Source organism: Roseburia sp. AF25-13LB (genome assembly GCF_003478915.1).
Classification (GTDB): Bacteria; Bacillota; Clostridia; order Lachnospirales; family Lachnospiraceae; genus Roseburia_C; species Roseburia_C amylophila.
Genome location: NZ_QUFO01000006.1, coordinates 38,292 through 64,490 on the forward strand (window position 1 = coordinate 38,292; position 26,199 = coordinate 64,490).

General features: G+C 41.7%; 26 protein-coding genes. 2 read left to right on the forward strand and 24 right to left on the reverse strand.

The window, feature by feature from the left end; genetic code table 11:
• Positions 1 to 207: 207 nt before the first annotated feature.
• The 3 genes from DWY37_RS09865 to DWY37_RS09875 form a co-directional block, all read right to left on the reverse strand.
• Positions 208 to 1,554, reverse strand: coding sequence for a glucose-6-phosphate isomerase (locus DWY37_RS09865; RefSeq protein WP_117698116.1), 1,347 nt, complete (start codon positions 1,552 to 1,554; stop codon positions 208 to 210).
• A 93-nt stretch (positions 1,555 to 1,647) separates the two neighbouring features.
• A complete protein-coding gene (locus DWY37_RS09870; RefSeq protein ID WP_118177342.1) occupies positions 1,648 to 1,947 on the reverse strand; it encodes a hypothetical protein in 300 nt (99 codons plus the stop codon).
• A 119-nt stretch (positions 1,948 to 2,066) separates the two neighbouring features.
• Positions 2,067 to 3,470 carry a hypothetical protein gene (locus DWY37_RS09875; RefSeq protein WP_118540745.1) on the reverse strand — a complete coding sequence of 468 codons (1,404 nt, stop codon included), beginning with the start codon at positions 3,468 to 3,470 and terminating at the stop codon, positions 2,067 to 2,069.
• A 150-nt stretch (positions 3,471 to 3,620) separates the two neighbouring features.
• On the opposite strand from DWY37_RS09875, the gene DWY37_RS09880 reads away from it, so the two are divergent.
• Positions 3,621 to 4,703 (forward strand): undecaprenyldiphospho-muramoylpentapeptide beta-N-acetylglucosaminyltransferase, encoded by a 1,083-nt coding sequence (locus tag DWY37_RS09880; RefSeq protein ID WP_117947307.1) that lies wholly within the window; start codon positions 3,621 to 3,623, stop codon positions 4,701 to 4,703.
• A 58-nt stretch (positions 4,704 to 4,761) separates the two neighbouring features.
• On the opposite strand, the gene DWY37_RS09885 is transcribed toward DWY37_RS09880, so the two are convergent.
• The 14 genes from DWY37_RS09885 to DWY37_RS09945 form a co-directional block, all read right to left on the reverse strand.
• Positions 4,762 to 5,181: an HIT family protein gene (locus DWY37_RS09885; protein ID WP_022242880.1), complete on the reverse strand. Its 420-nt coding sequence runs from the start codon at positions 5,179 to 5,181 to the stop codon at positions 4,762 to 4,764.
• A gap of 15 nt (positions 5,182 to 5,196) precedes the next feature.
• On the reverse strand, positions 5,197 to 6,189 hold the full coding sequence (locus DWY37_RS09890) for an SCP2 sterol-binding domain-containing protein (protein WP_117698112.1): 993 nt from the start codon (positions 6,187 to 6,189) through the stop codon (positions 5,197 to 5,199).
• 79 nt (positions 6,190 to 6,268) lie between these two features.
• The gene (locus tag DWY37_RS09895; protein ID WP_243092120.1) at positions 6,269 to 7,369 is read right to left on the reverse strand and encodes a rhomboid family intramembrane serine protease; all 1,101 of its coding nucleotides are present in this window, start codon (positions 7,367 to 7,369) and stop codon (positions 6,269 to 6,271) included.
• 87 nt (positions 7,370 to 7,456) lie between these two features.
• Positions 7,457 to 8,689: a DUF6382 domain-containing protein gene (locus DWY37_RS09900; protein ID WP_118544495.1), complete on the reverse strand. Its 1,233-nt coding sequence runs from the start codon at positions 8,687 to 8,689 to the stop codon at positions 7,457 to 7,459.
• Positions 8,673 to 8,807, reverse strand: coding sequence for a hypothetical protein (locus DWY37_RS16295; RefSeq protein WP_256385713.1), 135 nt, complete (start codon positions 8,805 to 8,807; stop codon positions 8,673 to 8,675). Before DWY37_RS16295 ends, DWY37_RS09900 begins: the two co-directional genes overlap by 17 nt.
• A gap of 65 nt (positions 8,808 to 8,872) precedes the next feature.
• Positions 8,873 to 9,289, reverse strand: a complete 417-nt coding sequence (locus DWY37_RS09905) for a prepilin peptidase (protein WP_022242876.1) — start codon at positions 9,287 to 9,289, stop codon at positions 8,873 to 8,875.
• A gap of 110 nt (positions 9,290 to 9,399) precedes the next feature.
• Positions 9,400 to 10,146, reverse strand: a complete 747-nt coding sequence (locus DWY37_RS09910; protein ID WP_118088016.1) for a TadE family protein — start codon at positions 10,144 to 10,146, stop codon at positions 9,400 to 9,402.
• Between the two features lie 158 nt (positions 10,147 to 10,304).
• Positions 10,305 to 11,747: a DUF5702 domain-containing protein gene (locus DWY37_RS09915; RefSeq protein ID WP_118540751.1), complete on the reverse strand. Its 1,443-nt coding sequence runs from the start codon at positions 11,745 to 11,747 to the stop codon at positions 10,305 to 10,307.
• A gap of 36 nt (positions 11,748 to 11,783) precedes the next feature.
• On the reverse strand, positions 11,784 to 12,008 hold the full coding sequence (locus DWY37_RS09920; protein WP_330408293.1) for a Flp1 family type IVb pilin: 225 nt from the start codon (positions 12,006 to 12,008) through the stop codon (positions 11,784 to 11,786).
• 95 nt (positions 12,009 to 12,103) lie between these two features.
• Entirely contained in the window at positions 12,104 to 13,327 is a 1,224-nt protein-coding gene (locus DWY37_RS09925) for a type II secretion system F family protein (protein ID WP_118540753.1), read from the reverse strand.
• 729 nt (positions 13,328 to 14,056) lie between these two features.
• On the reverse strand, positions 14,057 to 15,271 hold the full coding sequence (locus DWY37_RS09930; protein ID WP_118540755.1) for a CpaF family protein: 1,215 nt from the start codon (positions 15,269 to 15,271) through the stop codon (positions 14,057 to 14,059).
• Between the two features lie 90 nt (positions 15,272 to 15,361).
• Positions 15,362 to 16,363: a hypothetical protein gene (locus DWY37_RS09935; protein WP_118540757.1), complete on the reverse strand. Its 1,002-nt coding sequence runs from the start codon at positions 16,361 to 16,363 to the stop codon at positions 15,362 to 15,364.
• On the reverse strand, positions 16,363 to 16,908 hold the full coding sequence (locus tag DWY37_RS09940; protein WP_158552112.1) for an A24 family peptidase: 546 nt from the start codon (positions 16,906 to 16,908) through the stop codon (positions 16,363 to 16,365). Before DWY37_RS09940 ends, DWY37_RS09935 begins: the two co-directional genes overlap by 1 nt.
• A 55-nt stretch (positions 16,909 to 16,963) precedes the next feature.
• Complete coding sequence (locus tag DWY37_RS09945; protein ID WP_117698791.1) at positions 16,964 to 17,236, reverse strand: pro-sigmaK processing inhibitor BofA family protein; 273 nt, start codon at positions 17,234 to 17,236, stop codon at positions 16,964 to 16,966.
• Positions 17,237 to 17,390: 154 nt separating this feature from the next.
• Here DWY37_RS09945 and DWY37_RS09950 point away from each other — a divergent pair, with 154 nt between their 5' ends.
• The gene (locus DWY37_RS09950) at positions 17,391 to 17,645 is read left to right on the forward strand and encodes a YaaL family protein (protein ID WP_227700759.1); all 255 of its coding nucleotides are present in this window, start codon (positions 17,391 to 17,393) and stop codon (positions 17,643 to 17,645) included.
• On the opposite strand, the gene DWY37_RS09955 is transcribed toward DWY37_RS09950, so the two are convergent.
• The 7 genes from DWY37_RS09955 to DWY37_RS09985 form a co-directional block, all read right to left on the reverse strand.
• Positions 17,609 to 18,085 (reverse strand): flagellar export chaperone FliS, encoded by a 477-nt coding sequence (locus DWY37_RS09955; RefSeq protein WP_118173474.1) that lies wholly within the window; start codon positions 18,083 to 18,085, stop codon positions 17,609 to 17,611. The two genes, DWY37_RS09950 and DWY37_RS09955, sit on opposite strands and share 37 nt — an antisense overlap.
• A 15-nt stretch (positions 18,086 to 18,100) precedes the next feature.
• Complete coding sequence (locus tag DWY37_RS09960) at positions 18,101 to 19,489, reverse strand: flagellin N-terminal helical domain-containing protein (protein ID WP_117841879.1); 1,389 nt, start codon at positions 19,487 to 19,489, stop codon at positions 18,101 to 18,103.
• Positions 19,490 to 19,570: 81 nt separating this feature from the next.
• Entirely contained in the window at positions 19,571 to 22,672 is a 3,102-nt protein-coding gene (locus DWY37_RS09965; RefSeq protein ID WP_118544496.1) for a DUF6240 domain-containing protein, read from the reverse strand.
• A 180-nt stretch (positions 22,673 to 22,852) separates the two neighbouring features.
• Positions 22,853 to 23,185 (reverse strand): hypothetical protein, encoded by a 333-nt coding sequence (locus DWY37_RS09970; RefSeq protein ID WP_118177332.1) that lies wholly within the window; start codon positions 23,183 to 23,185, stop codon positions 22,853 to 22,855.
• Positions 23,186 to 23,231: 46 nt separating this feature from the next.
• Positions 23,232 to 23,732, reverse strand: coding sequence for a PTS sugar transporter subunit IIA (locus DWY37_RS09975; RefSeq protein WP_117841876.1), 501 nt, complete (start codon positions 23,730 to 23,732; stop codon positions 23,232 to 23,234).
• Between the two features lie 88 nt (positions 23,733 to 23,820).
• Positions 23,821 to 24,678: a MurR/RpiR family transcriptional regulator gene (locus DWY37_RS09980; protein WP_118544497.1), complete on the reverse strand. Its 858-nt coding sequence runs from the start codon at positions 24,676 to 24,678 to the stop codon at positions 23,821 to 23,823.
• Positions 24,679 to 24,812: 134 nt separating this feature from the next.
• A complete protein-coding gene (locus DWY37_RS09985; protein WP_117698781.1) occupies positions 24,813 to 26,192 on the reverse strand; it encodes a PTS transporter subunit EIIC in 1,380 nt (459 codons plus the stop codon).
• Between the last annotated feature and the right edge of the window lie 7 nt (positions 26,193 to 26,199).

Here is a 26,199-nt window from a genome sequence, read left to right on the forward strand (position 1 = left end):
CCTGCGGCGGTCGCTTGCGACATCTACCTTATACGCCACAGTGCGCATCCTCGCAGAGCTTTTTTCTTTACAGGAAAGCAATTTCCTGTAAAGCAAAGAAAGAACTCCACCCGGCTGGATATCCAATCGGATGGAGTTCTTTTTTTGCTGTAATGCAAGGACTGATTCAAATTTAAATGATTCCATCTTACCCTGCTTCAGCAGTTTTTATAAACGTTTCATTAATGTTTCTCTTGCTTCTTCATAACCTGGTTTTCCAAGTAATGCGAACATGTTCTTCTTGTAGCTTTCTACACCTGGCTGGTTAAATGGATTTACTCCAAGCAGGTATCCGCTGACACCACATGCAAACTCGAAGAAGTAGAATAATTCTCCTAAATAGAATTCGTTCTGTTCTGGAATCTTTACCATGAAGTTTGGAACCTGACCATCGGTATGCGCAAGAATGGTTCCGTTCATTGCGCTCTTATTTACAAAGTCCATATCTTTTCCAGCAAGATAATTTAATCCGTCTAAGTCAACCGGTTCTTCCTGAATTGTGATATTGTGTTTCGGAGTCTCAACGTTCATAACAGTCTCAAACATAATTCTGGAACCATCCTGAATGAACTGTCCCATAGAATGTAAGTCTGTTGTTAAATCTACAGATGCCGGGAAGATACCCTTCTGGTCTTTTCCTTCGCTCTCTCCGAATAACTGTTTCCACCATTCAGATACATAATGAAGACTTGGCTCGTAGTTGCAAAGGATTTCTACTGCTTTGCCTTTTCTTAATAAAATGTTACGAACTGCTGCATACTGTAATGCATCATTCTCTGTGAAATCCTGCTCTAAAGCAAGTTTTCTTCCTTCTGCAGCTCCATCCATTAATTTCTGGATATCTGCACCACTTACTGCGATTGGAAGAAGTCCTACAGCGGTAAGTACGGAGAAACGTCCTCCGACATCATCCGGTACTACAAATGTCTCATATCCTTCTTCATCTGCAAGATGTTTTAATGCTCCCTTTGCTTTATCTGTGGTTGCATAAATTCTCTTTGCAGCTTCTTCTTTACCATATTTCTTCTCTAACTTTTCTTTGAAGATACGGAAAGCGATTGCAGGCTCAGTTGTTGTTCCTGATTTTGAAATAATATTTACGGAGAAATCACGGTCTCCTACTACATCAAGCAGTCCCTGTAAGTAGCTTCCGCTGATGCTGTTTCCTGCATAATAAATCTCAGGAGTCTTACGAACTTCCTTAGAAACATTATTATAAAATCCATGTCTTAAGAATTCGATTGCGGCTCTTGCACCAAGATAAGAACCACCGATTCCGATTACTACTAACACTTCAGAATCAGACTGAATCTTAGCTGCTGCTTTCTGAATTCTTGCGAACTCTTCCTTATCATAATCTACCGGAAGATCCAGCCAGCCCAAGAAATCATTTCCGGCTCCGGTTTTATCCAATAACTCTTTTTTTGCATTGTCTACAAGTTTGCTCATATAGCCAACTTCTTCTTCACTGATGAAGGAAGCTGCCTTTGAGTAATCAAATGTTACTTTACTCATTTCAAATTCACTCCTTTGTTTTTTCTATACACAATTCCCTAATTATGAATAAAATTTCATTAGAGTTTATTTTATCAAACCTATATGCATTTATCAAGGAAAAATTTCCTTCAAAACAGCATTAAATACCGCTTCTTCCTGCTGTTTTCTCTTCTTTTCAATAGAATCCCGCATCTGTTCTTCCTGTCTCGATACCAATGGTTCTTCTTTTCCACTGTCTTCTGTTAATATGACATTCAAATAATCTTCTACTTTTCCCTGTATCATTTGCAATCTGCGTCCTGTCCGGTTCACTTTAACCAGAACCTGCAGAATTATTATCATTTGTAAGAGCATTCCTGCCAGAATTATGTAATTTGCATATTCATACACCAAATTCATGAAAGCTCCCATTCTTATAACCTCTTTTCCTTTTTCTTTCTATTATAAAAAGGAACATTCCATTTGAAAAGAGGACAACGCCGTGTTTTCGCCGCATCTTTTTCCATTTTTCCCTTTGTTTCTGCGGTCTTCTACAAAAGCTGCTGATATTCTTCCCCATCCAACATATAGCCGGAAAGGCAGCAGCCATATTCTTCATTTACGCTGATAATCCGGTTATAGGACCCAGCCAGCAGAATATCTTTTAGTATCCTCGTATCCATTCGCTCATTGATATTTCCAACCCAATAACGGATACCTTCTCCTTCAAATTTCCACGGAAATTCCGGATTCCATTTTGACACATCGTCATTGCCGGGAATCGATACAATCCGTACCGTCTTTCCATAGCCCCGATAACGCGTTAAAATCTCTTCCATATTTTTGTGCATATCAATATTTCCCAAAAACAGTACGCCCATTCGAAGGGTTCTGCTCTCCCTGGTAAACTGGTTCCGGAGCATTCCATAATCATTTCGCTGGATACATTTTAACATGCATACCGTTCTGCCGGCATCCAGATACGGAGAACAATGATTTTCTCTGCCAAAAGACTGTTCATACATGGCACCATTGATTTTACTTCCGCTTTCTTTTACCTGACCCGGACCTGCATACATAATAACTGCTGCAAATGCTTCCAAACCGTAAGTCTTCTTATATGCCTCTAATAACCGTTGCATTCCCGCCTGATACTGTGTATTTTCCGGATGACGAAGTGCCCTGTCATAGCCTTCTTTCGTATAATATCTTCTGGTAAACTGATATAGTTCCATTACATTCATTCCATATGCAGAAAAATAAAATACCCACTTATTTTCAATGATGCATCCGGCCTTGACCACCGGAATGTATTCCCGTTCCATAATCTTTATCGTTTCTAAATCCTCTGCATCTGCCAGTTCGAAATAATTTCCTTTTCTGGCATTCTGCACTGCGTCCAGGGAACAGGGCGGACAATTTCCATATAATAAATAGACATTTTCCACCCCCATATTCTTTAATGCATGGTAAGGATGCCGGATAAGGCAGGAAAATTCTAATCGTTTTTCCGGTGACATTTTCGGCCCCAATATCCATTGTTCCGGTAATGCCTTCTCTTCCATATCCTGTTCCTCCGATATCCACTGCTCCACCAGCATCCGGTGAATCGGTGCTACATAAGGCATAATCACCGTCTGAATCGTCGTATTTTGCAATAGTGCATACAATATGCCAAGACAGTCCCTCGTATATTCTCCTACTACCACAAGATCTATCGGTGCCCCGGCCAGTCTTCTGATGGTTCTTTTGTCCAAGATACCGATGCCTGTTATATCATTTGTTCTGCTGTTGTCTTTGCTACTTACACCGCCGTTTATGTTACTGTTCGTAGGATTTCCGGATAAGTATACATAATTCACACTGCAGTCATTCTCCTCATTATAGATACTGCCTGCCTGAATCATTCCATTTTCCACATTTTCAAATAAGTACCGATAATATAATGCTTTCATTTTCACATACCCCCCGCTTTATTTTCTGGTATTTTTACGATTGTATAAGGTTTTAAATTGAGTTGACTTTTTTTACCAAGAGTATAATATATTATTCAGCAAATCATTTTACATTATAAGTAATCTGATATTAAAGAAAGGATTCTTTTCATGAAAAAAATCGTTTTAACAGGCGGTGGTACCGCCGGTCATGTAACTCCAAACATAGCTCTTTTTCCTGCTTTAAAAGAGGCTGGTTATGAAATCTCTTATATCGGTTCCTATGCCGGCATGGAAAAACAGTTAATTGAAGAACAGAACATTCCTTATTATGGAATTTCCTCAGGAAAACTCCGTCGTTATAAGGATCTCCGTAATCTCACAGATCCGTTCCGTGTGATCAAAGGCTACGCACAGTCTGTATCTCTTTTAAGAAAAATCAAACCGGACGTTGTCTTTTCGAAAGGTGGATTCGTTTCCGTTCCTGTCGTTCTTGCAGCGAAACGCCTCCGTATTCCTGCTATTATTCATGAATCTGATATGACACCTGGTCTTGCTAATAAAATTGCAATTCCGGCAGCCTGCAAAGTATGCTGTAATTTCCCGGAAACTGTAGACTATCTTCCAAAGGATAAGGCAGTTCTTACCGGTTCTCCAATCCGCCAGGAACTTTTAAGTGGTGACAAAGAACAGGCTGCCAGACTTTGTGGTTTCACCATGGATAAACCGGTTATCTTAGTAGTCGGTGGAAGCAGCGGTTCCAAATTTATTAATGATGCGGTACGTGGTCTCTTAGATGATCTGCTTGCCAACTATCAGATTATCCATCTCTGTGGGAAAGGAAACATAGATAAATTATATAACAACCGTTCCGGATATGTCCAGTTTGAATACGCTGGAAAAGAGCTTCGGGATATGTTTGCTTTAAGCTCTCTTGTCATTTCCCGTGCCGGCGCAAATGCAATCTGTGAATTGCTTGCTCTTCACAAGCCAAATATTCTGATTCCACTGTCTGCTGCAGCAAGCCGTGGTGACCAGATTTTAAATGCCCGCTCTTTTGAAAAACAGGGGTATAGCTATGTGATAGAAGAAGAGAATCTGACCAAAGAAACCTTAGATGCTGCCATTAAGAAAGTCATGACAGAAAAGGAGACTTATATTTCTAATATGAAGTCCAGCCAGCAGTTAGATTCTATTCATACCATTCTTAAGCTCATTGAAGAAGCCAGTGAGAAAAAGAAGAAGAAAGCATAAGTGCAAAAGGTGTAAAGTCCTGATTTTATATAAGACTTTACACCTTTATTTTTTCTTTTTATTTTACTTTTATCATATCCAGAATTTCTTTCATTTCATCATCAGAAAGCTCTAATGGGGTATATTTTAAAATATCATCATTCTTGTCTCCCTTGTATCTTGGAATCAGATGCATATGGAAATGAAATACTGTCTGTCCTGCAGTCTCTTCATTGTTCTGAAGTAAATTAAATCCATCACAGTTTAATTTTTCTTTCATATGAACTGCCATTTTCTTGGCAAGCTTCATTGCTTTTGCTGCTACTTCCTCATCCATTTCATAAAGATTTGCAAAGTGGTCTTTGGGAATAATTAAGGAATGTCCCTTTGTTGCAGGATTAGCATCCATAATGACACGGAATGTATCATCTTCATATACGGTATTTGTCGGAATATCGCCTGCTGCCAGTTTACAAAAAATACAATTATCGTCTTTCATGGTTACTCCTTCTTTCTATTCAAAAATAAAAATCTGATCTAAGGTACGCAATGTCTTAAAGTTTCCTTTTGCAGTCATCTCACCGGTCATAAATGCTCTCTGGAATGTCATTCTGCCAGCTAAAATATTATTCATGACTTCTCCCGTAAGTTTCGCATATACATCTACATTTTCCTGTTGTCCATAATAGCAGTTTAACTCTTCTCCTGCTACTTCGACTACCAATGGTTTCTTTTTCTCTTCAATCATAAAGAGATAGTTCGCCGTGAAATCCCCCTGTGGCACAAAATGGCTTTCTAATTCTGTAATATATTCTGTCTGCGTGTCATTCTGCTGTACACTTAACTTATCCTTAAACATGGACGCTAATTCTTCAATATCTTCTTTCTGTTTCTTTACGTAAGAATCATCTGCCACGTACTGTGATAACTGCTCACTCTCCTGTGGTGTTAAATCCATCTGCTGTGTCCGCAGGATGGTTCTGGTTACCGCCTGATTAGAAGTCGGCAGACTCTTCTGTTTCTGAGAAATTGTACGATAAAGATTTTCTGCTTTTTTCTCAATAATCAGGGAATAGTCATGATTCATTTCAAAGCTTACCAGATCATCTACATAGCCACACATTCCACTGCACGGCAGACCGCCTAAAATTTCCCATGCATTGGACAATGTCAGTTCCCCTTCACGTTCTCCATACGTGGTTGACATAACGATTGGCTGCATATAGGTTGTCTTAATCTTTTCCTTGTCTCCGTAAAGCCAGCAGGAGTCCAAAAACTGCTGCATATAACCACCAATTCCAAGCCACTCTACTGTCGTTGCCAGAATGATTCCATCTGCATCCTTTAAGGTCTGCGGCAACGTAGAGATGCTATTCTTGTGCTCGTATATATTATATCGTTCCACACTGACACGAAGCTCTTTTAAAACTTCTTCCATTTTCCCGATTACATATAAAGTAGGATCATCCAGAAGTCCTCTACCACCGTAATATATATTTACTTTCATTTCTGCCTCCGTATCTTAAGTTTTTCATCTTACTTCATTCAATCATATATCAACAGTATATAAATTTTCCGGAATAAAATCAATCCTTTCTGCGATATAGAAGCAGTGACAGGAAAAATCCGCTAATCAGTCCGCCTACATGACACCAGTTGTCCACTCCGGTACTGGTAAATCCATAATATAGGCTCAATGCAATCATAATTACAATTCCTCTGATATTCAGTTCTTCTACCCTTCCTCTGTTGGCAATTATTACCCAGAGTAAAGCTCCAAATACACCAAAAATGGCACCTGAGGCACCTGCTGACACCGTCAGGGTTCCTTTGCCCTGTGTTACCAGAAGTGAAAGCAGATTACCGCACAATCCTGCGCCAAAATAAATGATAAGATAGCGCCACTTTCCTATCAGACGTTCCAGTCTGTCTCCAGTCCAGAATAATACAATCATATTATTTGCAAGATGTGCCAGTCCAAAATGTAAAAACATGGCCGTAAACAGTCTCCACCATTCTCCCTGTCCAAATACATCCGGCAGAAATACTGCTCCATGTTGTTCCATAAAAGCTGCAGATTCCGTATCGCCAAGTACGCTCAATGACAGAAATACTATGATATTTATCAAAACAATGCCGGCGTTACACCAGGACGGATACTGTTTTATCCTCTGCCACAAAGTAAAACCTCGCTTCTCTTCTGTTCTACGGTAATTATCCGTCTGTGCATACCCCTGTGAAGCATAACCTCTTTGCCTTCCACCACCGGATATCTGTTCCTGTAATGTATCTCTTAATCCATAGAAATCTCCCGGCTGGTTTTCAAAAATCATAAGCTGCCCTGTCTGCTCATTAATAAGCCAGACATTCCGACAGCTGCCACAGAGCATACGTGCCTGTCCTATATCATCTGCAACCAGTAACGTCAGTAACTCCACCTGATAGATTGCCATATTCTGTTCACAGCCCGGAATCCTTCCTTCCGGATGAAGAAACAGCTCCTGCAGTTTTGTCTGAATTGCCTGCAATTTTTCTGTTTCCAGTACAAATCCCGGATGCATAAATATTCCAGCAACCACCTGTGCCCTTCCTTCTGTAAATCTATAGTATACCCCAACCTCTTCCGGTGACACTTTGATAAAGGAATATCCCCGCTCTTTTAAACATGCATCTATTTTCTGAATCAATATAACTTATCCTTCTTCCAGTCTTTTATGAATCTGACAATAACACTTTCAAAAGACACTGTCAACGAAGGAAATATAACCTTTTTCTTAAAGAAATGTAAACCTCTCACGTCCCAGCTGAATCACATCATTCATGCATAACTGCTCCTTCTCCCGATATGCCAGCATTTTCCCATTGAGCCATGTTCCGTTCATGGAATTTAAATCTTCCACATAATAATCCTCTTTTTCTCTGGTAATGCGGGCATGCATGCGGCTGACTCCCTGTATACATACATTTCCGTCCGCCTGCTCACTGCTACCTATGATAAAAGGGAAATACTCCATCCGGATATTCGAAATATCCTCTTTTCCATCATAACGCAGAACTCCTTCCGGAGCCCGCTCCGTTCCAAGATAAACGGTCGGATTTTCCTCCTGCATTTCTTTGTAATCCATAGGTGTACACACGATTGGTTCCTCCTCCTTCTCATGATTTATCTTTCCTGTTAAGAATGCCGGAATCCGGCTGATTGCAGCAATGCATTCCTGCAATTTTTCTTCCATTGCCATATTCCAGCCACAGCTTTGAGCATCCTTCTTATAATATTCATCATCCTTTTCAATTGTATCTATCTCATATTTTTTCCAATACCCCTTCTTTTTCTTTGCAGTTGGCTTTTCCTCCACAGCTGCATCTTTCTTTTCCTGCTCCCATGGCATAATGCCCTTCTGCAATGCCTCTACCTTTTTAGATGAAACAGATTTCTGCCGGACCGGTACATAATCCTCTACATCCTGCTGCCGGTACTGATATAATATCCTTAGGATTTCACCCAAAGAAAATCCTTCTTCTGTTGATTTCTGATATGCCTCATAAGATGCAAGAACCATCTGTTCATCTTCATGATTAATCTTTGCCAGAAGATATTCCATCAGCTTTCGGAATCCTTCTGTAACAGGTTCCTGTCTGCCGGGGCAATAGGTGAAATAGAACTTCTTGGTTCCATTCTCAAGATAAATACTCTCCGGGTCTAATAGAATTCCCTCTTCCTCCAAAAGATATGGCCGGATTTCCTGACAGATTCCCAATAAAGTTTCTAACATTTTTGCAAACATATCTATGGCAAAATCACTGCTCTCCAAAACATGATCCAAAGAACGTTTTCCGGTAATTTCATATCGAAACTGTGTCTCCCCTTCTGAAACTACCGGTTCAAACTGCAATAAATTATGAATATGATTCTGTCGGCACATATGAATCTGATATCCGGAATACGCGGGATCTGATGTAATAAACATATAACTCTGATTCAGATTTCTCTTATAACATATCTCCAATATAAATTTCCTCCATACATTCTATTTTGTTCTTGCTGCTTTCTTCCGCCGCCAGCTTTACCCTGTCATGCAGTTCGTAGCTGACTACAATCAGGGTACAGAATAGTGCCAATATCATTGGCACTATAACTGCTGCCTCTATGGTATAAGAAGCCGGCAGATAACATTTCTTTTTCCATTGTCTTATAAAATCAACAGAATGAGATATGCTGCCAACAGAAACGGAATAAAAGGAATGGTGTCTTTTCGTCTTTTTCTGTGCATGAACAGCAATACCAGTGCATACAGAGAGGACAGGAAAAGTCCTGTCAGAAGCAGACGCATGGTATTGATTCCTCCAATGTAAATTCCCGCTACACAAAGTACCAGTCCATCGCCAATTCCAATAATTCCACCAGACACCAGTGACAGAATAATAACTGCTGCCCCGACGGCAATCCCTCCTAACATGCTGTATAATGACTGGTTTCTCTGCCAGAGATGCAGTAAAATCCCACCAATGCCAAAACACAATACTCTTACGCTTTGTATTTCTTTTTTTCGGATATCTTCGATGGAACATATCCCCAACATTCCAAGTACAGAACATATCGTCACCATCCCCTTATCTCCTTATTATTCGTTATTTGCTAGCTACTACTTACTGCTTATAACCTGCTATCTGCCGTTTCTTTATCTGATACGTTTCTTTATCTGATACATTTATTTCCTCAGGAAGCTTTTCTCTTTTCACATTTTCCACAGGGTGAATGATTTCCCGCTTCTTCCAGCAAAATACGGTATACGGTACGCTTTAACCCACTGCAGGAAAGACTATTGTGCACTGCCTCTCCATATTCTGTTACAAATACTGTTTTGGTATCTTTCTTTCCTATGCGGCATTTTTCGCAATCTTTATATTTCGCCCCGGAGTCATTCCGTAATCCGGATACCGTCTCTTCCGGCACTGCCAGAATGCTCAAATCCAAATAGGTACAGTCCGAAAACCAGTGATAGGATTTCCCTGTCTCTGTAATATAGACATAAGTTCCATCTTCATTTCCACTGCCTGTATAACCAATCCATTTATGCACTTTTGCCCGCTGATCCATGTCATAAGAAAATAGTCCCAATAACTGCAATGGATTTTCAATCCGATAAGATACACATAAATCAATATCATTTCCCATTAATTCAGAACGCCAAAAAGAGAACCCCTTTTCTTCCCCTTCCACATAAATTACCGGTGCCTTCAGTTCTTCTAATTTTCTTTGAAACAGGATTTTTGCTTCTGCAATTGGCACAACAGATTCCAGCCCGCTTTCATGTGTCATATGTGCATGAATGGCACTTTTTCTGGCGGCATATTGCAAGGCATATTCCACATCCTGCTGTAATTCCAATACCCGGAAAAGAAAGATTACCGATAGTATACAGATTACAAACAGTGGCAATGCGATAGCTGCTTCTATTGTCATAGACGCCGTTGTGGAGGCACATAAAGGTGTCTCTTTTCTGTTTGTAGAATTGCTATACAATAGATTTGTATTATCTGGGTTAGAGAGAGTTTTTTTATATTGATTTTTTATTTGAATTCTGAGAAGAGACACCTTTATGCACCCCCTTTCTTCTTTTGTTAATAAACATAGGAAAATGAATTTTTTTCCTGAAAATGATAATCTCCTTTGAAGCCTTCGCCACTTCCAAACCACCCGAAGAACAATGGTTTTGACAGATAACTGCACTGTATTTCCATACTACCAATCATGCAGTCCATCCGAAAATTCTCCCGGTCCGGCAGCAGCCTGACATTCTGCTCCATCAGATTCATTGCCCGATAGGTAAGCTTCTCCTGTCCGGTAAGATATAATAAAATTCTTAAATAATCCCCATAACTTAAACCACTTTCACTGGTCTTACTTTCCTCTTCTTTTGCAAAGGATTCCGACAATGCTCCAACGTCTAATGTCCACTCGGCATTTCCTTTTAAAAAAGGAACCTTGCCACCCTTTAAAAGCGTTTTTACATCTTTTATGCTTTCTGAAAATGCCCATGCCACAAGAATTCCTTCTTCTACCACCTTGACTACCGCCGGATTAGCTGTCCAGCCCGCAGTTACAAGTGCTATGGTATTCGCCAGTGCCGTTTTCTCGGCATCCCCTTTCAAATAAATATAGTTTGCCACCTCACGAATCGCCAGCATGCGTTCTGCAACGCCAGCAAGGTTTGCCACATCAGAATCTTTCCCTGCAATGAGATATTCCATCTCATATTGCAACACTTTCGACTCACTCTGATTTCGGTAATCACTAAACTGCTTCAGTAAATATTCCCGGAAGAAAAGTCCCGTTGTCATATCCTCCTGCTGTGCCTGCCCATTTCCTGTAAAACAGGTTCTCTTTGCAATATCATCGGATAAATCAATGGTCTGTGTCGATACCGCTGATACATCTTCTACCACCAGTGACAGGATACTTTTATTCTTAAGTTCTTTTACATAATCCAGTGGATTCTCATTCTTCTGATTTGCGGCATTCCGTTTTGTGTTTCTTTCCAGCCCACTCTGTGTATCGGTCTCCTGAATAGCAGCTTCGAACTTCTTCTCGATGTCTTTATTGTCTTCCGTCAGTTCCTTTGCTTCTGTTGCCTTTTCATATAATTTTTCAATGGCCGCAATTCCCATGGTACGCTTTACATAATCTGCTGCCTGCCTTCGAAATTCAGCTCCCGCATCATCGGTTGCCATTGTATAATTCGTAATATAGCAGTTCTCTAACTGCATCTCATAAAGATTGGTATATGACATTTTTAAGAATCCCGGCTTCGCCTTAAGGTTCTCTTCTCCAAGTTCCTGCAATGACTGTTCCAGACTGCTAAGTTCCGGCTCTCCTTTCCTGCCTGCCTCCAGAAAATAGAGATGATACTGCTCAAGAAGTGCGGTATCATACTCTGCCATTTTGGATTCCAGCAAAAGCTCCGTTTCCATTTTGCTCTGCGCCTCTAATCCATAGAGGCGTGCAGATTCCAGCAGAGTAAATACCAGACTTAAAATCATCGTCAATGCAAGGCTTAAGAACAATGTAATACCCCCTTTTTCCCTTGCTCTTTCCATTTTCTACAAAGAACCGGTCCGCTGGGTAATTGTCGAAAAGATACTGTTTAAAAGAACCGTCAGTTTTGATTTAAAAATAACAATCAGTCCAATCAGAACCACCAGAATCAGAACCACTTCCACAACACCTACTCCATCTTCCTCTTTTAAAAACCGGGTCAGACTTCCTTTTATTCTTTTTACAACGTTCATTGGATTTGTTCGTTTTACATTTACTACATCTTTCATGTTCCTTCCTCCTTTATTTACCTATTGTTTTAGTTACCTGTTATCTCCTTACAGCCGAAGCCTGCCACCGACAGCTTCTTACGGCTGCCTGGTACTTATATGTGCATGGTCATACATGCAGGCACAACAAGAATGACCATAATCACCACCATCATCATTAGCATGGGAAACAATAATTTTGTTCCTGCTTCCTCTCCCAGTCGCTGCGCCATAGTCTTTCGCTGGGAAAATGCATCCTCTGATTCTTTTGCAAGAATTCTGCCGATTCCTACCGTTCCCTTCTTGAGATTCTGTGTCAGAATAGATGCAAACCTGCGATAGGATGCCAGCCCGCATCGTTCTCCAAACCGCTCATATGCCAGGCTTTCCCCCATTCCATCCTCTAATTCTCTTCTGGTAAGCAGCATTTCCTCGTAACCGGCACGTTTTGGCAGTCTTTGCTTCTTCTGCTTACTCTCATATGTATCTGTCAGCTTCTTCCACGCCTGACGCAATGACATACCGGCTTCTAATAATAATCCCAATCGACTAACCATTTCCGGATAATCTTTTACCAATTCCTCTTCCCAACGTTTTTTTGCATCCTGCTGTTCCTTTTTCCCACTCCATAGAATCACTACTGCTGCAAATATCCCCAGGAAGAGAGAAATAACCAACGGCTTCTCGGTTTCTTCTTCCCAGTGAAGTGCTACACCATCCATATTCTGTGGCAGCTCCACTTCTTTTTCTTCTGCATTTTGATTATAAAGATATTGTTCTATCTTTTTCCCCAGATTTGTTTCATTCTGGTTTTCTGAAGGATAAAGACAGATAGGAAAGGAATACTCTGCCTGATTTTTTCCATTCGATAAAATTGCGGTAGCATTCACCACCTGCCCCGGCAAAAGATTTTCTTCCTCTATATTTCCCTGTAAATCAATCCAGATATCCGGTTCTAACTTCCATTCCACAGAAATGAGACCATTTTTAACACGTTCGCATAAAACCACCTGTCCACTGACATGGTCTGCCTGCTGCCCGTTTCGAAATACTTCTTCTGCTTCTTTTTCTGCCTCCGGCAATATCTCTTTCCATTCCGCTGCTGTTAAAGTACGTTCCTGCAGATTTAATACAATCTGCCCTTTTTCCCCACTATCTTCTTCTATATAATTTAAAGATTCCTGATAGTCTCCTTCCCCCGGTTCATTTCTTATTAAACGGTTCTCCTTAAAATGAGATTCCTGCTTTTGCATCCACTCCGCTGCAATTCCCAGTAAAACTGCTGCCAAAAGTACCAGAATTGCCAGCTTTTTCTTTTGCTTCTTCATTTTCTTTAACATATACTTTCTCCAATACGTCTTACGATTTTCTCTGACCAAAGATATGCCAGTCCATAGAGAATAAGACACCCTGTCATAATCAGCACCCCCGCCACATTCCCATACAATGCTTCCAAAAAGCTTCCCGATGTCACATTGACAAATGCCAGTATAAATAAGGGAATTACATTCATTACCTTCTGTTCCATCTTCCTTGCTGTCAATGCTGTCTCTATGGTTTCCTGCAATTCCATCCGGTCTGCCATCTGCCGAACTGTATTTCCCATAATTGCAGTAAAATCCCCGCCGCTCCGCTTGGCATAAGAAAAAATTCCCGCAAACTGCTCTACATCCTCTATCCGGCTCCGCTCTGCAAAATCCTCTAACAGCTGCTCCAATGGCACATTACAGTCCATCTGGTGTATCATCTGGCGCATTTCCACCGCCATATCACTTTCCATGCCATACTGCTGTATCACATCTTTTTTTGCTTCCCGCCACGCATTTTCAATGGAATATCCTGCCCGCATTGCTCCTGCTGCCGATAGCAGTGCATTCTTAAACTGAAGCTTTAAATCATTCTGGCGCTGTATCTTAGCAGAATTCCTTTTGTTTCGAAGAAATACTGGACATAAACCAAATCCTGCAAGAATTGCCAGAATGGACTGATAAAACAGCCAGCCTATCAGAATATCCAGCAGCAGAAATTCTCCAACATATAATAAAAACTGTTTTTTCCTAAAATGATATTTACGATAATCCGGCAGCCTGTAATTTTTCCTGATAGAGAAGTTCTCCTTTCTTCTCCCAGATTCCGCCGATGCTTCCCTGTTCTTTTTTCTCCCGGAACCGGAAGAGCTCGTGTAAACATACCTTGCCATTTTCTACCCCCTTCACTTCCACAACCTGCAGCAATTTTCTGCTGCCATCCCGGATTCTGCCAAGTTGTATGATAATATCAATGGCCGATGCTATCTGGCTCTGGATTGCTGCCAGCGGCATATCCATTCCCATCAGCACCATCGTCTCAAGGCGGCTTACCATATCCATTGCCGAATTGGCATGTCCGGTACTCAGGCTGCCGGAGTGTCCGGTATTCATTGCCTGCAGGACATCCAGTGCTTCTGCCCCACGGCATTCCCCGACGATAATCCGGTTTGGCCGCATACGAAGTGCGCTTTTTATCAAATCCCGGATGGTAATCTCCTCTGCCCCCGGAAGCTTGATATCCCGGCTCTCCAGACGCACCAGATTGGGCAGCCCCAGCAACTGCAGCTCCGCTGAGTCCTCAATGGTAACCACACGTTCTTCTTTTGGAATAAATTCCGACAGGGCATTTAGAAATGTTGTCTTGCCGCTTCCTGTTCCTCCTGACACAAAAATGTTATAACCGGCACATACCAGATGCTTTAAAAAATCTGCCACTTCCATTGAAATAGACCCCCATTCTATCAGTGTCTGCATCCGGACAGGCTCTTTGGGAAAACGGCGGATGGACAACGCTGTTCCATCTATGGCAATAGGTTTTAAGACAATATTTACCCGGGAGCCATCCGGCAGTCTGGTATCTACAATAGGATGTAATTCATTTACCATACGGTTACTGCCTCCTGCAATCTGCTGTATGACATCCTGAAGCTTTTCTTCTGATGTAAAGTGTTTGTCCCACTGATAAAGCCTCCCTGCCTTTTCATAAAAGATTCCTTTGGTCCCATTTACCATAATTTCTGTAATGTCAGCATCCTCAATAAGCTCCTGCAAAATATCCAGCCTCCGCAGGGAATGAAAGATTTCCCGAATCAGATTCTGCCGCATGGAAATACTCATAGGCATTCTATGGCTGTCTTCTTCCAAAGTCTTTTGCACCAGTTCTAAGATTTCTTCATCTTCCATGGTTCTTGAAATGTCCATCCGTTCCATTACCTGATGCTTCAAGCGTTCCTTTAAATTCTCCTTTGTCTCCATCTGAATGCCTTTCCCCCATACATCTTCTTACGCATTTACTTATGTACTTTCTTATTCACTTTCTTATCCATTTCCTTATCTACTTCTTTCCTAAGGCATTCCTTTTTCATTGCCTTCTTCTCTTTCTATTTCCTGCGCTATCCAATCTTTGAAATAGCCTGCTGCTGCAACCGGACTGCCGGAATTTTCATATCTTTCACCTGTCTGCAATCGTTCCGGAATCTTTACTATCTGAATCTTTCCTTTTACTTCCTGTGACATAAGCTGTTGTTCTACCGTATCCATTCCATATTCCTGCTTTAAAAATGCATACACCCTGTCACACTCTTCGATAATTCTTCCCGTATCAGCAAGCTCCGGCTGTATCTCTAATATCACATAATCAAAGGACAATTCCTGCCATATAATTTCTAAAAGCCTGTGATAATCCTGTGCTTTTACTTCACCCAATAAAACTGCCTGTTCTACCGGAACCATAATGCCAAGTTCACCCACAGTAGTAATTCCGCTCATCACACTGGCACCCCCATTGGTACTTCCAAGCCGGAGGGATAGCAGAACATCGGATAAATTATGGCTTTCTTCCATTTCCGGCAGCTTCATGCCGCAATATCCTCTGGTATTAATGTATAAAACCTTTCCCTTCTCTGCCAAAACCTGTGCCACAGCCAGTCCTGCCAATAAAGACAGCCCGTCATACCAGGGTGACAGCAGTCCTATGGTACGCCCCTTCCTGCTTCCCCGCAGACAGATTTCCGTTGGATGCTCCGCCAGTAATGCATACATTTCCTGAAGGATGGCATTGGCAGACTGGTACTTATAAATATGCGGCAGTGCCGCCTCTCTTGCTCCCAGCCGTTCTTCTGCCAGACATACCATTTCTTCCTTTAAGGGAAGGGTTTCTGCTTCTTTCAGCAGCCCTGAATTAACCAGCCAGATATCTCTTTTTTCTCCATTTAAATCTGCCTCTACACTATTCCAGTCCGTATATACCTCTGCCTTTGCCACATTTCCTGTCTCTAGAAGATATTCTGCCAGTTTATTTCCATAGGCACTGTCCGCATCGCAGATTGCAATTGATATCTGATTCATTACACCACCCCCAATGTCAGTAAATAGCCGCCCAGTACCGCCGGTGCCAGATGCATGCAGGAATCATCCATACCGGACTGCTCCCGATAAGGCACCCACTGTTTTCTCACCAGACTGCTCTGCATATAAGTTCTAAAATACAATATACGCTGTATTAATGTTCCCTGCCTTATCAGCCGGAACAATCCGTATACTGCTGCCAAACATAAGGAAAAAATAATTGTGTGAAGCACAATAGAATAATCTGTCATGCAGGAGAGTGCCATAAAAAGCTTAATGTCTCCGGCTCCCATTGCATGCATCAAGAATAATAAATAGAATAGAATCACGGGAATTAACATCATTACTGTTACCAGTATAATTCCCTTTTCTCCTTCTCCCCGGATATGTGCTGCATATCCTGTCATCACCCCCATGCCCGTCAGCCAGTTCGGTATTTTTGACTTCCATAAGTCAAAGCAAACTGCCAGTCCAAGCATAATTATCACTAGTATTGTTATAATTCCTTCCCCCTTCGCTGTAATCGCATTATACGATGTCCCCATGACCTTGTACATGTCGAATTGGGAAAGTTTTTTCTTTCGTCACATTTCACAAATATTACATCAGACGATATGCCATAATTCCATAAAGCAGGGTAAATCCTCCTGCTCCCAGCAGTCCCACCGTTGTAAGGCTCCATGGATTCAGTCCCACCATAACGTCTATGCCATTCTTCGAAAGCAGCTGGTTGCAAAAGACAATTGCCACCGCTCCTGCTGCCATCCGGACAACAAAATTTAAGACAAGGTCTGCCCTCTGTTTTAAGATTCCGATAAACAAAACCAGCAGACAAATGCCTATAATCACCATAATTCCTGTTTCTTTACTCATTACACTGCTTAAAATCCTTTTCAAGTATCCATTTCCTTACCATTAACATATTTTTCTGCAAAAAAAAATATTCCTTTTTTTGTATAGATTGGATTTTTCTGATTATACTTAGTAAAAAGAGGATTTATTTTCCATAAAGAAAGTGGGGATCGTATTGTTTGGAATTGTAAAAAACACACCTGCGCCGGATGCCGGCTACCGCTTACTTTTAGATGATTTAAACCGGACAAAGAATGACTTAGACTTCGCATATGCGAATTTTCAGAATGTTGTAGAACCGGATCTGATTGATGCCTATATTTATGAAGTAAATGCCATGCAGCTGAAATATAAATTTCTGCTACGCCGCTTAAAACAAAAAACAGAGGATTCTTACGCGAAGAATCCTCTGGAAGTATCTGACTCCTGAAAATTTTCATTTAATTGTTCTTTTCCATACGTCATACCCGCATATACCTGCTGGGTATTGTGCATTAAGGGTTCTGAGGTATCCTGCTTTGCGACCTCGCAGAAGGCCTGATACAAACCGCTCAGAACTCTTTTTGCATGGGCAATGCCGTCACCGCTCTGCTGATACATACTGCGCATCAGCTCTCTTCTGCAATAGGAATAAAGCGGATAAAGCTGTGGGGAAAGTTCATATTGAAAATTCAATGCCGCCTGAAGTTCTCCAATCACTGCATCAGCTTTCCGGACGGCTTCTTTGTATACATCAAAATCTTTTTCCTTCAGATTTTTTTCTGCTTCATCAAGATAAGAAAAGCAGATATCATATAAAACCACTACCAGTTCACTGCGGTTACTCTGGGTAATCCTTCTGGTAAAGTCCTGCTTTGTTCTACTATCCATGACAGTCTCCTTTGATTACTGAAGTAACTGTAATACCTGCTGTGGAATGTCATTTGCCTGGGACAATACGGAAATTGCTGCCTGGGACAATACATTCTGCTGTGTATAATTGGTCATTTCCTCTGCCATATCTACATCTGAAATACGGGAAAGTGCAGATGTCATATCCTCGCTGGTCTCATCAAGACTTCCTACAGTAGAATCCAGACGGTTCTCACAGGCTCCAATGGCAGAACGTACGGAAGATACTCTTGCCAGTGCATTATCTAATGCAACGATTGCCCGGTCTGCTCCGGTTACAGTTGTTACATCTAAATCATCCAGATATAAGGTCTCGGTATCAATCTCCGGAATATCTACTTTAATGGTCTGGTTTTCATTGGCTCCTACCTGAAGATCCATGGTTCCAATGTCGGTCACTTCTAATTTAGCAGTACTTCCTGCGGCAAGTCCGCTCTTGGTAAGAAAAGACATTTCAAATCCATCACGGTCTGTAATAGTTACTTTATTGCCATCGACTGCGGCAGTTGCAGTGGTTGAAAATCCGCTTCCTGCAGCATGAATATCTACCTCAGCATTGGTTCCGTAAGATACTGCCGGTGTCATGGAATTAAATCCAAGCTGTGCTGCCAACGCAGCATCGCTGATTGTGATTTCTACTTTGCCTGTCTCGCCATATGCAGTGGATTCAAAGGAAAGCTTACCGCCATCTGCTTTTACGGTAGTCTCGCCTAACTCACCGGCTGTTCTGATTTTCTCAAAGACCTGCTCATAGGTATCGGTTGCTTCTATTTCTACGGATGAACTGTTAATTTTCATTTTACCGGACGCTCCGATTGTTGCTGTCATATCATTAAATGCAACGGTATCTGCATCCTTCTTTGCAGTCTCAGCTGCCTGATTGATGGTTACGGTATAATCTGCTGCGGTTACATTACTGGATACTGCCATTCTTGTAGCGTTGGTTCCATATACTCTTCGCTGGATGCTGCCATCCAGTAAGGATTTGGTATTGAACTCGGTATCCTTGCTGACACGGTTAATTTCTTTCTTTAATTCTTCTACTTCCTGCTGAATTGCTTTCTTATCATCCGGTGTATTGGAATCACTGGCTGCCTGTACAGAAAGCTCACGCATTCTCTGTATCAGGGAAGTCACTTCATTTAAGGCTCCATCGGTTGTCTGTAATACGGAAATACCATCAGACGCATTCTGGGATGCCTGGTCAAGTCCTTCAATCTGTAAATTTAATTTATTGGAAATTGCCATACCTGCCGGATTATCTTTGGAATGATTAATCTTTAATCCGGAGGACAGACGCTCCATTGCCTCGGTTACTTTATTTTCTGTACGCAATAACTGTTTATTTGTAATTACAGCTGACATGTTATGGTTTACTTTCATTTATCCTGATTCCTTTCTTCCATTCATGCCCGCATCCTTGCGGTCTATCGACGTTCCATGTCTTATGTATTGTATATCGGACTACCTTTCTAAGGACTTAACCGCTTTTAGGAAACTTTCTGCCATTCCATAAAGCGTCTTTGTCTGGATTTCCATATCCGAAGGATTTTTTTCTTCCGGCTTGTCTGGATTTTTAGAAAAAGCTTCTGTGTTGTGACGGATTCCGTCTTTCTTTATTTCTCCGGTCATATAGCTGATGCTGACTTCCTGTCCCGGCTCCTGTGCAAAAAGATTTTCCCACTCTTTCGCATAGCTTTCAAATAATGCCGTTGTCTCTTTGGATTCTGCTGCAATATAACCGGAAATCTTTTCCTTGCCGGCACGAAGCTGCGCTGCCACTCTTCCCAACCGGTCTGTCTCAAAAACAATATCCACCAGACCTTTCTTTTCTTCACCACGGACAATCTTAAGTGAAACGTTACAGGTCTCGCCCTGTACCAGCACCGGAACTGCATATTCTTCTTTCTTTGCTGCCGCACTTCCCAATGCAATCTGGGTATGCATCATTTTCAGTTCCTGCAAATCAAGGCTTGTAAGATTATCCTCCGACATCATCATGGTCTTCATGACATTCTCTGCGGTATCTGCCAGCTTCCGCTGAGCCTCTGCCATTTCCTTCGGTGTCTTAACTGCCTCTGCAAAATCAGAAAATATTTTTTCTTTGATATTTTCCAGTTCCTCTGACAGATTTTCGCTCCGGTCTGCCATCTTAAACAGACGGTTAAATACCTGATTCCGGTTATTCATATAATCTGCCGCTGCAAGCACCCGGTTGACGGTTGCCGGCATATCAAGCTGTTCTAACCACTCATAGACTTCCTGTGGTGCCGCTGCTGCCCGGGACAGCTCCTGTACCTGTTCCTTCCGGTAAGCTGCCTCTGTTTCTTCTTCCTGCTCCACTTCTTTCATGGCATCTGCAAGTTCTTCCGGTGTCATGGAAAGCCATTTTTCATCTTCCATAAATGGTGCAATCTTCTCCGGTACCAGTCCATCTTTCACATCAGAAAGCCTATTCTTCTGGTACGCTCCCTCAATCTGTTCCGTAATGGAAATGCCGGCTCCTTCTTTGGTCTGTACGCCTCCAAAATCATCATCTACCTGATAATCCATGGCACTATGCTTTGCGGAACGAACCTGGGTCAGAAGTCCACGCAATGTAATATCTCCGCCCTGCTGCAGCAAGGCTCCGATTGCTGCGCCGTCTGTCTTTTCTACCTGACGGATCAGCCGGTATACACCGATATAAGCACTTCGTTCTTCTTCGCTGATTTCCTTATTCTGCTCTAATTTATAAAGGTATTTACTGAATTTTTCCTCTTCGGTAATGCCCTGTTCTTCCTGAATCTGCTCAGATACGGTATTTATCTCTTCAAAGCTCATATCCAGTGGATTCATGCCTTCTTTTATCATGGTACGAACAACTGCCGGTTTTAAATGGTCAAATGCCCGCTGCACTTCTTCATCCGCAGCTTTCATTTCCGCAATATTTTCCGGTGTCAGCTCCATCTGGTTATAAGCTAAGATTCTGACGGCACGCTGATTTCCATAGCTTGTTTCCAGGTCTAAATCCTTTAAAATATCATCCACATTGCGGAATGCCTTGGAAATGGAATCTCCCATGTCCTGACGAGGTGCGGTCATCATAGTCTCATATCGTTCTCCTGCCTTTTCAAAGGTATCCTTTAAGGCAGCTCCATCTTCATAGAGACTCTGCAATGTTGTTTCATCTACCGGATGGATTCCAAGAGCATATGCCGGCATCGCTTTTAATGCTTCAGATGTGTCCATGACATTCCGGAACAATGCCACATCCGCTTCCTTTGGTGCAATGCCATCCCCGGAAAGGAGTCTGCTGTAATATTCATTTTCCTGTGTTTTCAGTTCTTCCACCAGCTGGGACAATTCCATGGTATCAATGGAAATTCCTTTTTTCAGTAAAGAAAGGTTCGCTTCACTGGTCATTTTCAGTCTGGTTTCCTCTAACTGTCTTCTTGCAGTCAGAAGGTCTAAGCCGCTTTTCGTATAAGCTGTTTTATCCGCTGCCGCTGAAACTTTTGTGTCCTTGTTCTTTATCTCATCCGCAGCTTTTTTCAGATTCTCAATAGTAAGTGGTTCTCCGGAATTTACCACATAGGCAAGTTCCTCATCCGTTACATTGGTAATGACGTCCAATGCATCCTGCGCCTGATCCTTGAAATCATTTCCGGAAAGTACGACATCCTGCGGACGGATTCCATCGGAAATTGCCTCTGCCGATACCGCTACAATTTCTTCCTCACCAAGCGGAAGCTGTAACTGCTGCAATGTGGATAACTTCTCTAAATTCTCTGCAGTCAGTGGAATACCATTTTCAATGAGCCATCTGCCATCTGCCATATTCTGCTCATTGACATCCATACCGCTTTCGGATATTACGGCTTCTATCTGCTGCTTTAACGCATCATAATCAAGGTCTGTCATCTGCTGCATTCCGGCATAGGTTGCACTCCCGGAAAATTCTGCTTTATATAAATTTGCAGTGGTAACCGGCAGCTCATTATCCAGCATATATTTCATGCTTCCTTCATCCGGTGTATGAAGTTCTTCCATCATATTGGCAGTCTCTGTAATATCTTTTACATTATTCTCCGTCACCGGGATATTTACGGTATTCAGGGCTGATTCTATATGCTGTGCCATTGCAGTGCTTCCTGCCATCGCTTCAATCTGGGCATCACTGAGTCCGTCCCCGAAATAGCTGATGTCCTCTCCTGATTTTGCCAGACGCATCTTCATCTTATCGGTCTCGGTTACTACAGTTGGAATCTCCGTATCTGTCAGGGAAAATCCATCCTCTTCCATTGCTTTTACATCTTTTCCCGTAGTATGGTCTGATGCAAAAAGCATCTCATTTTTCATCTGGGTCGCGTCCAGATTGGATGCCTGCTCCTTAATCTCCTCTAAGGCACTTTCCTCTTTTTCCGGCTTGCCATAAGTCGGCTGCTCTAACAGACGGTCTGCCTTTCTGTCTTTTTCTATTCTTACGATGGATGCATCCTTCTTCGCAGCTGCCACATTCTCCTGTCTGGCAGTTCCTATCATTACAACATTTGCATCTGTTTTCTGATTCTGTTCTATCCGCATGAAATTCCTCCATTTTCACGGTCTTATCAAATGTCCTGCTATTTTATTATGTCGGCTGATTGAGTGAAAAACTTAAGTAGGTAGCGAAAAACCAGATAGCCATTTTCTTATGAAAGAAAGAACTATCTGGTTTTATACACTTTTTATTTTATTACTATTTTTCTATAAATTACTTTTGATTTACAGCTCTTCCGGCTTTGTCAAATCCGAAAGGCTCATCTCCTGAGATGGCTTCTCCGGTGTTTCGCCATTTCCCAGTGCGCCACCCATTCCCTGACGGCTGATGGTTGTATCATCCGTTACGGTTATGGTCTTTTCTTCTCCGCTCAGTGTAAGCGTTCCGTCATCGAAACTGTATGCTCCAACCTCTATCGTAGTGGAATCATCACTGACGCTACTGACCTCGCCATATAAGGTATCGCTTTCCTCTGCCTCCGTAGAAACCTCCGTGTGGGTTGCTGTATTGTTTCCGCATCCGCTTAAAGTTGAAAAACTAAGTACAAGTCCTAACATTATAATATGTGAAGTTTCTATGTTTTTTAATTACAAATTTCCAATCTTAAAATTCTACGATTACCGTCTCGTTCTGTACTGCATCCATTCCGGTATGAAACTTCATATCCGGGTACTCATCTCCGTTGGTAAATACCAGAATGCAGGTTTTCTCATATCCCTGGGCTTTGATTTTCTCCGGGTCAAATTCTAAGAGCTTGTCTCCCGCTTTTACTTTCTGTCCCTGTTTTACAAAGTAGCGGAAACCATCGCCCTGCATATTTACGGTATCGATTCCTTCATGAATCAGGACTTCTGCTCCGTTTGATAAGGTTAATCCAACCGCATGCCTGGAATCATCCATTAATAAAGATACTGTTGCGGCACATGGAGCGGTAACAATATTTCCTTCCGGCTCAATTGCCAGTCCATCACCTAACGCCTTTGAGGAAAATACCTCATCCTTTACTTCTTCAATCGGAATTACTTTTCCCGACAGATATGCTTTCAGAACCGGTGTCTGGTTCTCTTCTGCAGAATTTTCTTTATTTTTAAAAATGGAAAACATCTCTATTTCCCGCCTTTCTTTTCTTTTTTCACTTCTATGCTGCCAAGCCTGGTTGGTTTACATAACTATAGACAACATCCTCGTCTTTCTACTGCTCTTTGCTTTCTTTTATGAAATACGCCTTTTCCTTTGTCTCCTTTTCATTGCTTTCATAATCAAGCTGATACAAAAATGAAAACATGCAATCCAATATAAAATGGAATGCGCTATATACCGCAAACGTATCTATTTTCTCTTCATAAGAGCCCTGCTCCTGGATGTCCACCAGGACGACTTCCTGACACATTTTCGCCACGGAGCTGTCTGGAGTTGCCGTAATTCCTACGCAGTACCGTTTATTCTTTTTCAGAAGCTTTAAGCTTTCTACCACATCCCGGTTTTCACCAGACTGGGAAATTGCAAGATTGACGGTGTGCTCCGTTGCTGTCAGCGCATAGCCCGGCAGGAAACAGGAACTCATCGTCAAGTTTACTATTTTACCAAAACGCAGCATTTTCTGTTGAAATTCCAGTGCTACTGTGGCAGATGTTCCAACACTGAAAACATTAATCATATCAGCTCTGCTCATCCGCTGTACAATGCGGTGCAGCTGGTTATAATCAAATCCAGACACTGTTTTTCTTATAGTCTCATTATTTAATTTTGCAAGTTTCCTTGCTATCTGTTCAAAAGAGTCATTTCCCGAAAAAGGATAGTTTGCATCTACTACGCCCTGATTTGCAAATGCTTCATATTCTGAATAAAACAGAATCTGAAATTTTTTATATCCATCCAGTCCCAGCTTTCTACAAAATCTTGTAATAGTAGACGGCGACGAAAAAGTCGCACGCGCCAAGGACTGAATGGACATATTTTTTACATCAAACCCATTTTTCATCAAATAAGCTGCAATACTTTTTTCAACATCTGTAAAGTCTGCCTGCTTCATCAGTTTTTCTATAATCATAGCACTTCCCTTTCTTCCGGCAGCTTTTGCCAAATAATTTTACATTTATTTTAGCAGAGAATCCACCGAAAAAAAGGGAAGATATTGTAAATTACCTAAAATATGCTTTGCGGGTTTCCCGCATCAATTATATTCTAGTCATATTCTTTTACCTTTCCGCTCTTAAGCAGGAATGCTGTAATTCCGAATCCTAAAACAATGGATACAATAATTCCTACGCAGTACATCGGGAAGTTGACACATCCAAACCAGCCACTGAAAGCAAGAAGTCCTGAGAAGGAGAAGTTTGTTGCTGCAACACCGCCGATTCCAAGAACTAATCCTGCTGCTGCACCGGAAACAATCATTGTTCCAAGTAACCATTTGCTTCTTAAAATGATACCGTAAAGTCCAGGTTCTGTAATACCACAAAGTGCATTGGTAAATGCTGCTGAACCGGCAGTTGTCTTGTCTCCTGCATTTTTTGCAAATACTGCTACTGCAAGGCAGATTCCAAGTGCTGCATAGTTGCCCATTCCACCTGCTGCCAGTGCCGGCTCAAAGCCCTGCTCTGCCATAATTCCAAGGAGAATCGGAGTAACTGCCCAGTGCATACCAAGAAGGATTACCAAGGAGAATAATCCACCAAATACAATGCCTACAAGAATCTTGCTTGCGCTTACTACACCGTATACAGCATTAATTCCGTTTGCAACAAGTCCGCCCAGTGGTCCAAATACAAGAATGCTAAGTGGAACAAATACAATCAAACATAAGAATGGAACAAGGATAAACTGCACTACCTGTGGCAAAATCTTTTTCAGCCATTTTTCAAAATAACTCATGCAGAATATTGCCAGTAAAATCGGGATAAAGGAACCGCTGAAATTATATGTGGTAAAGTTAATTCCCAATAAGGAAGCTTTCTCACCGGTTACCAGAAGGTCTGCTACGCCAGGATACATAATGGATGCACCCAGTGTTACGGCTACATATGGATTACATTTAAAATGCTTTCCTGCTGTAAATGCCAACAGAATCGGGAAGAAATAAATCAGCGAATAAAAAATAGAATAAAAGGTCTGGTAAGTAAGACCTGTGCTGTCTACTACGCCAAGGTTTGCCAGTAATCCAATTAATCCGGATGCGATACCACCGGTTGCCAGAATCGGAATATACGGTGCATATACATCGGACATCATTTTTGTAAATCTGTCTAAAAGTCCGACTTTCTTCTTCCCGTCATCCACAGCTTCTGCTGGATTTTCTGCTTTTAATTTGGATTTCAGTGCCGGAACTTCTGCAAGCTGTGCATAAACATCACCTACATTTGGTCCGATTAATACCTGATAATATCCGGAGCCGATTAAGGTTCCCAGTACACCTTTTACTTTCTTTAAGGAGGCCTGATCAAATTTTGCTCCATCCTTTAATGTAAAACGGAGTCTTGTTGCACAGTGAATACAACTTTCAATATTATCTGTGCCACCCACGCCGGCGATAACCGCCTGAATTAATTCTGAGTAGTCTTTCATTCGTATT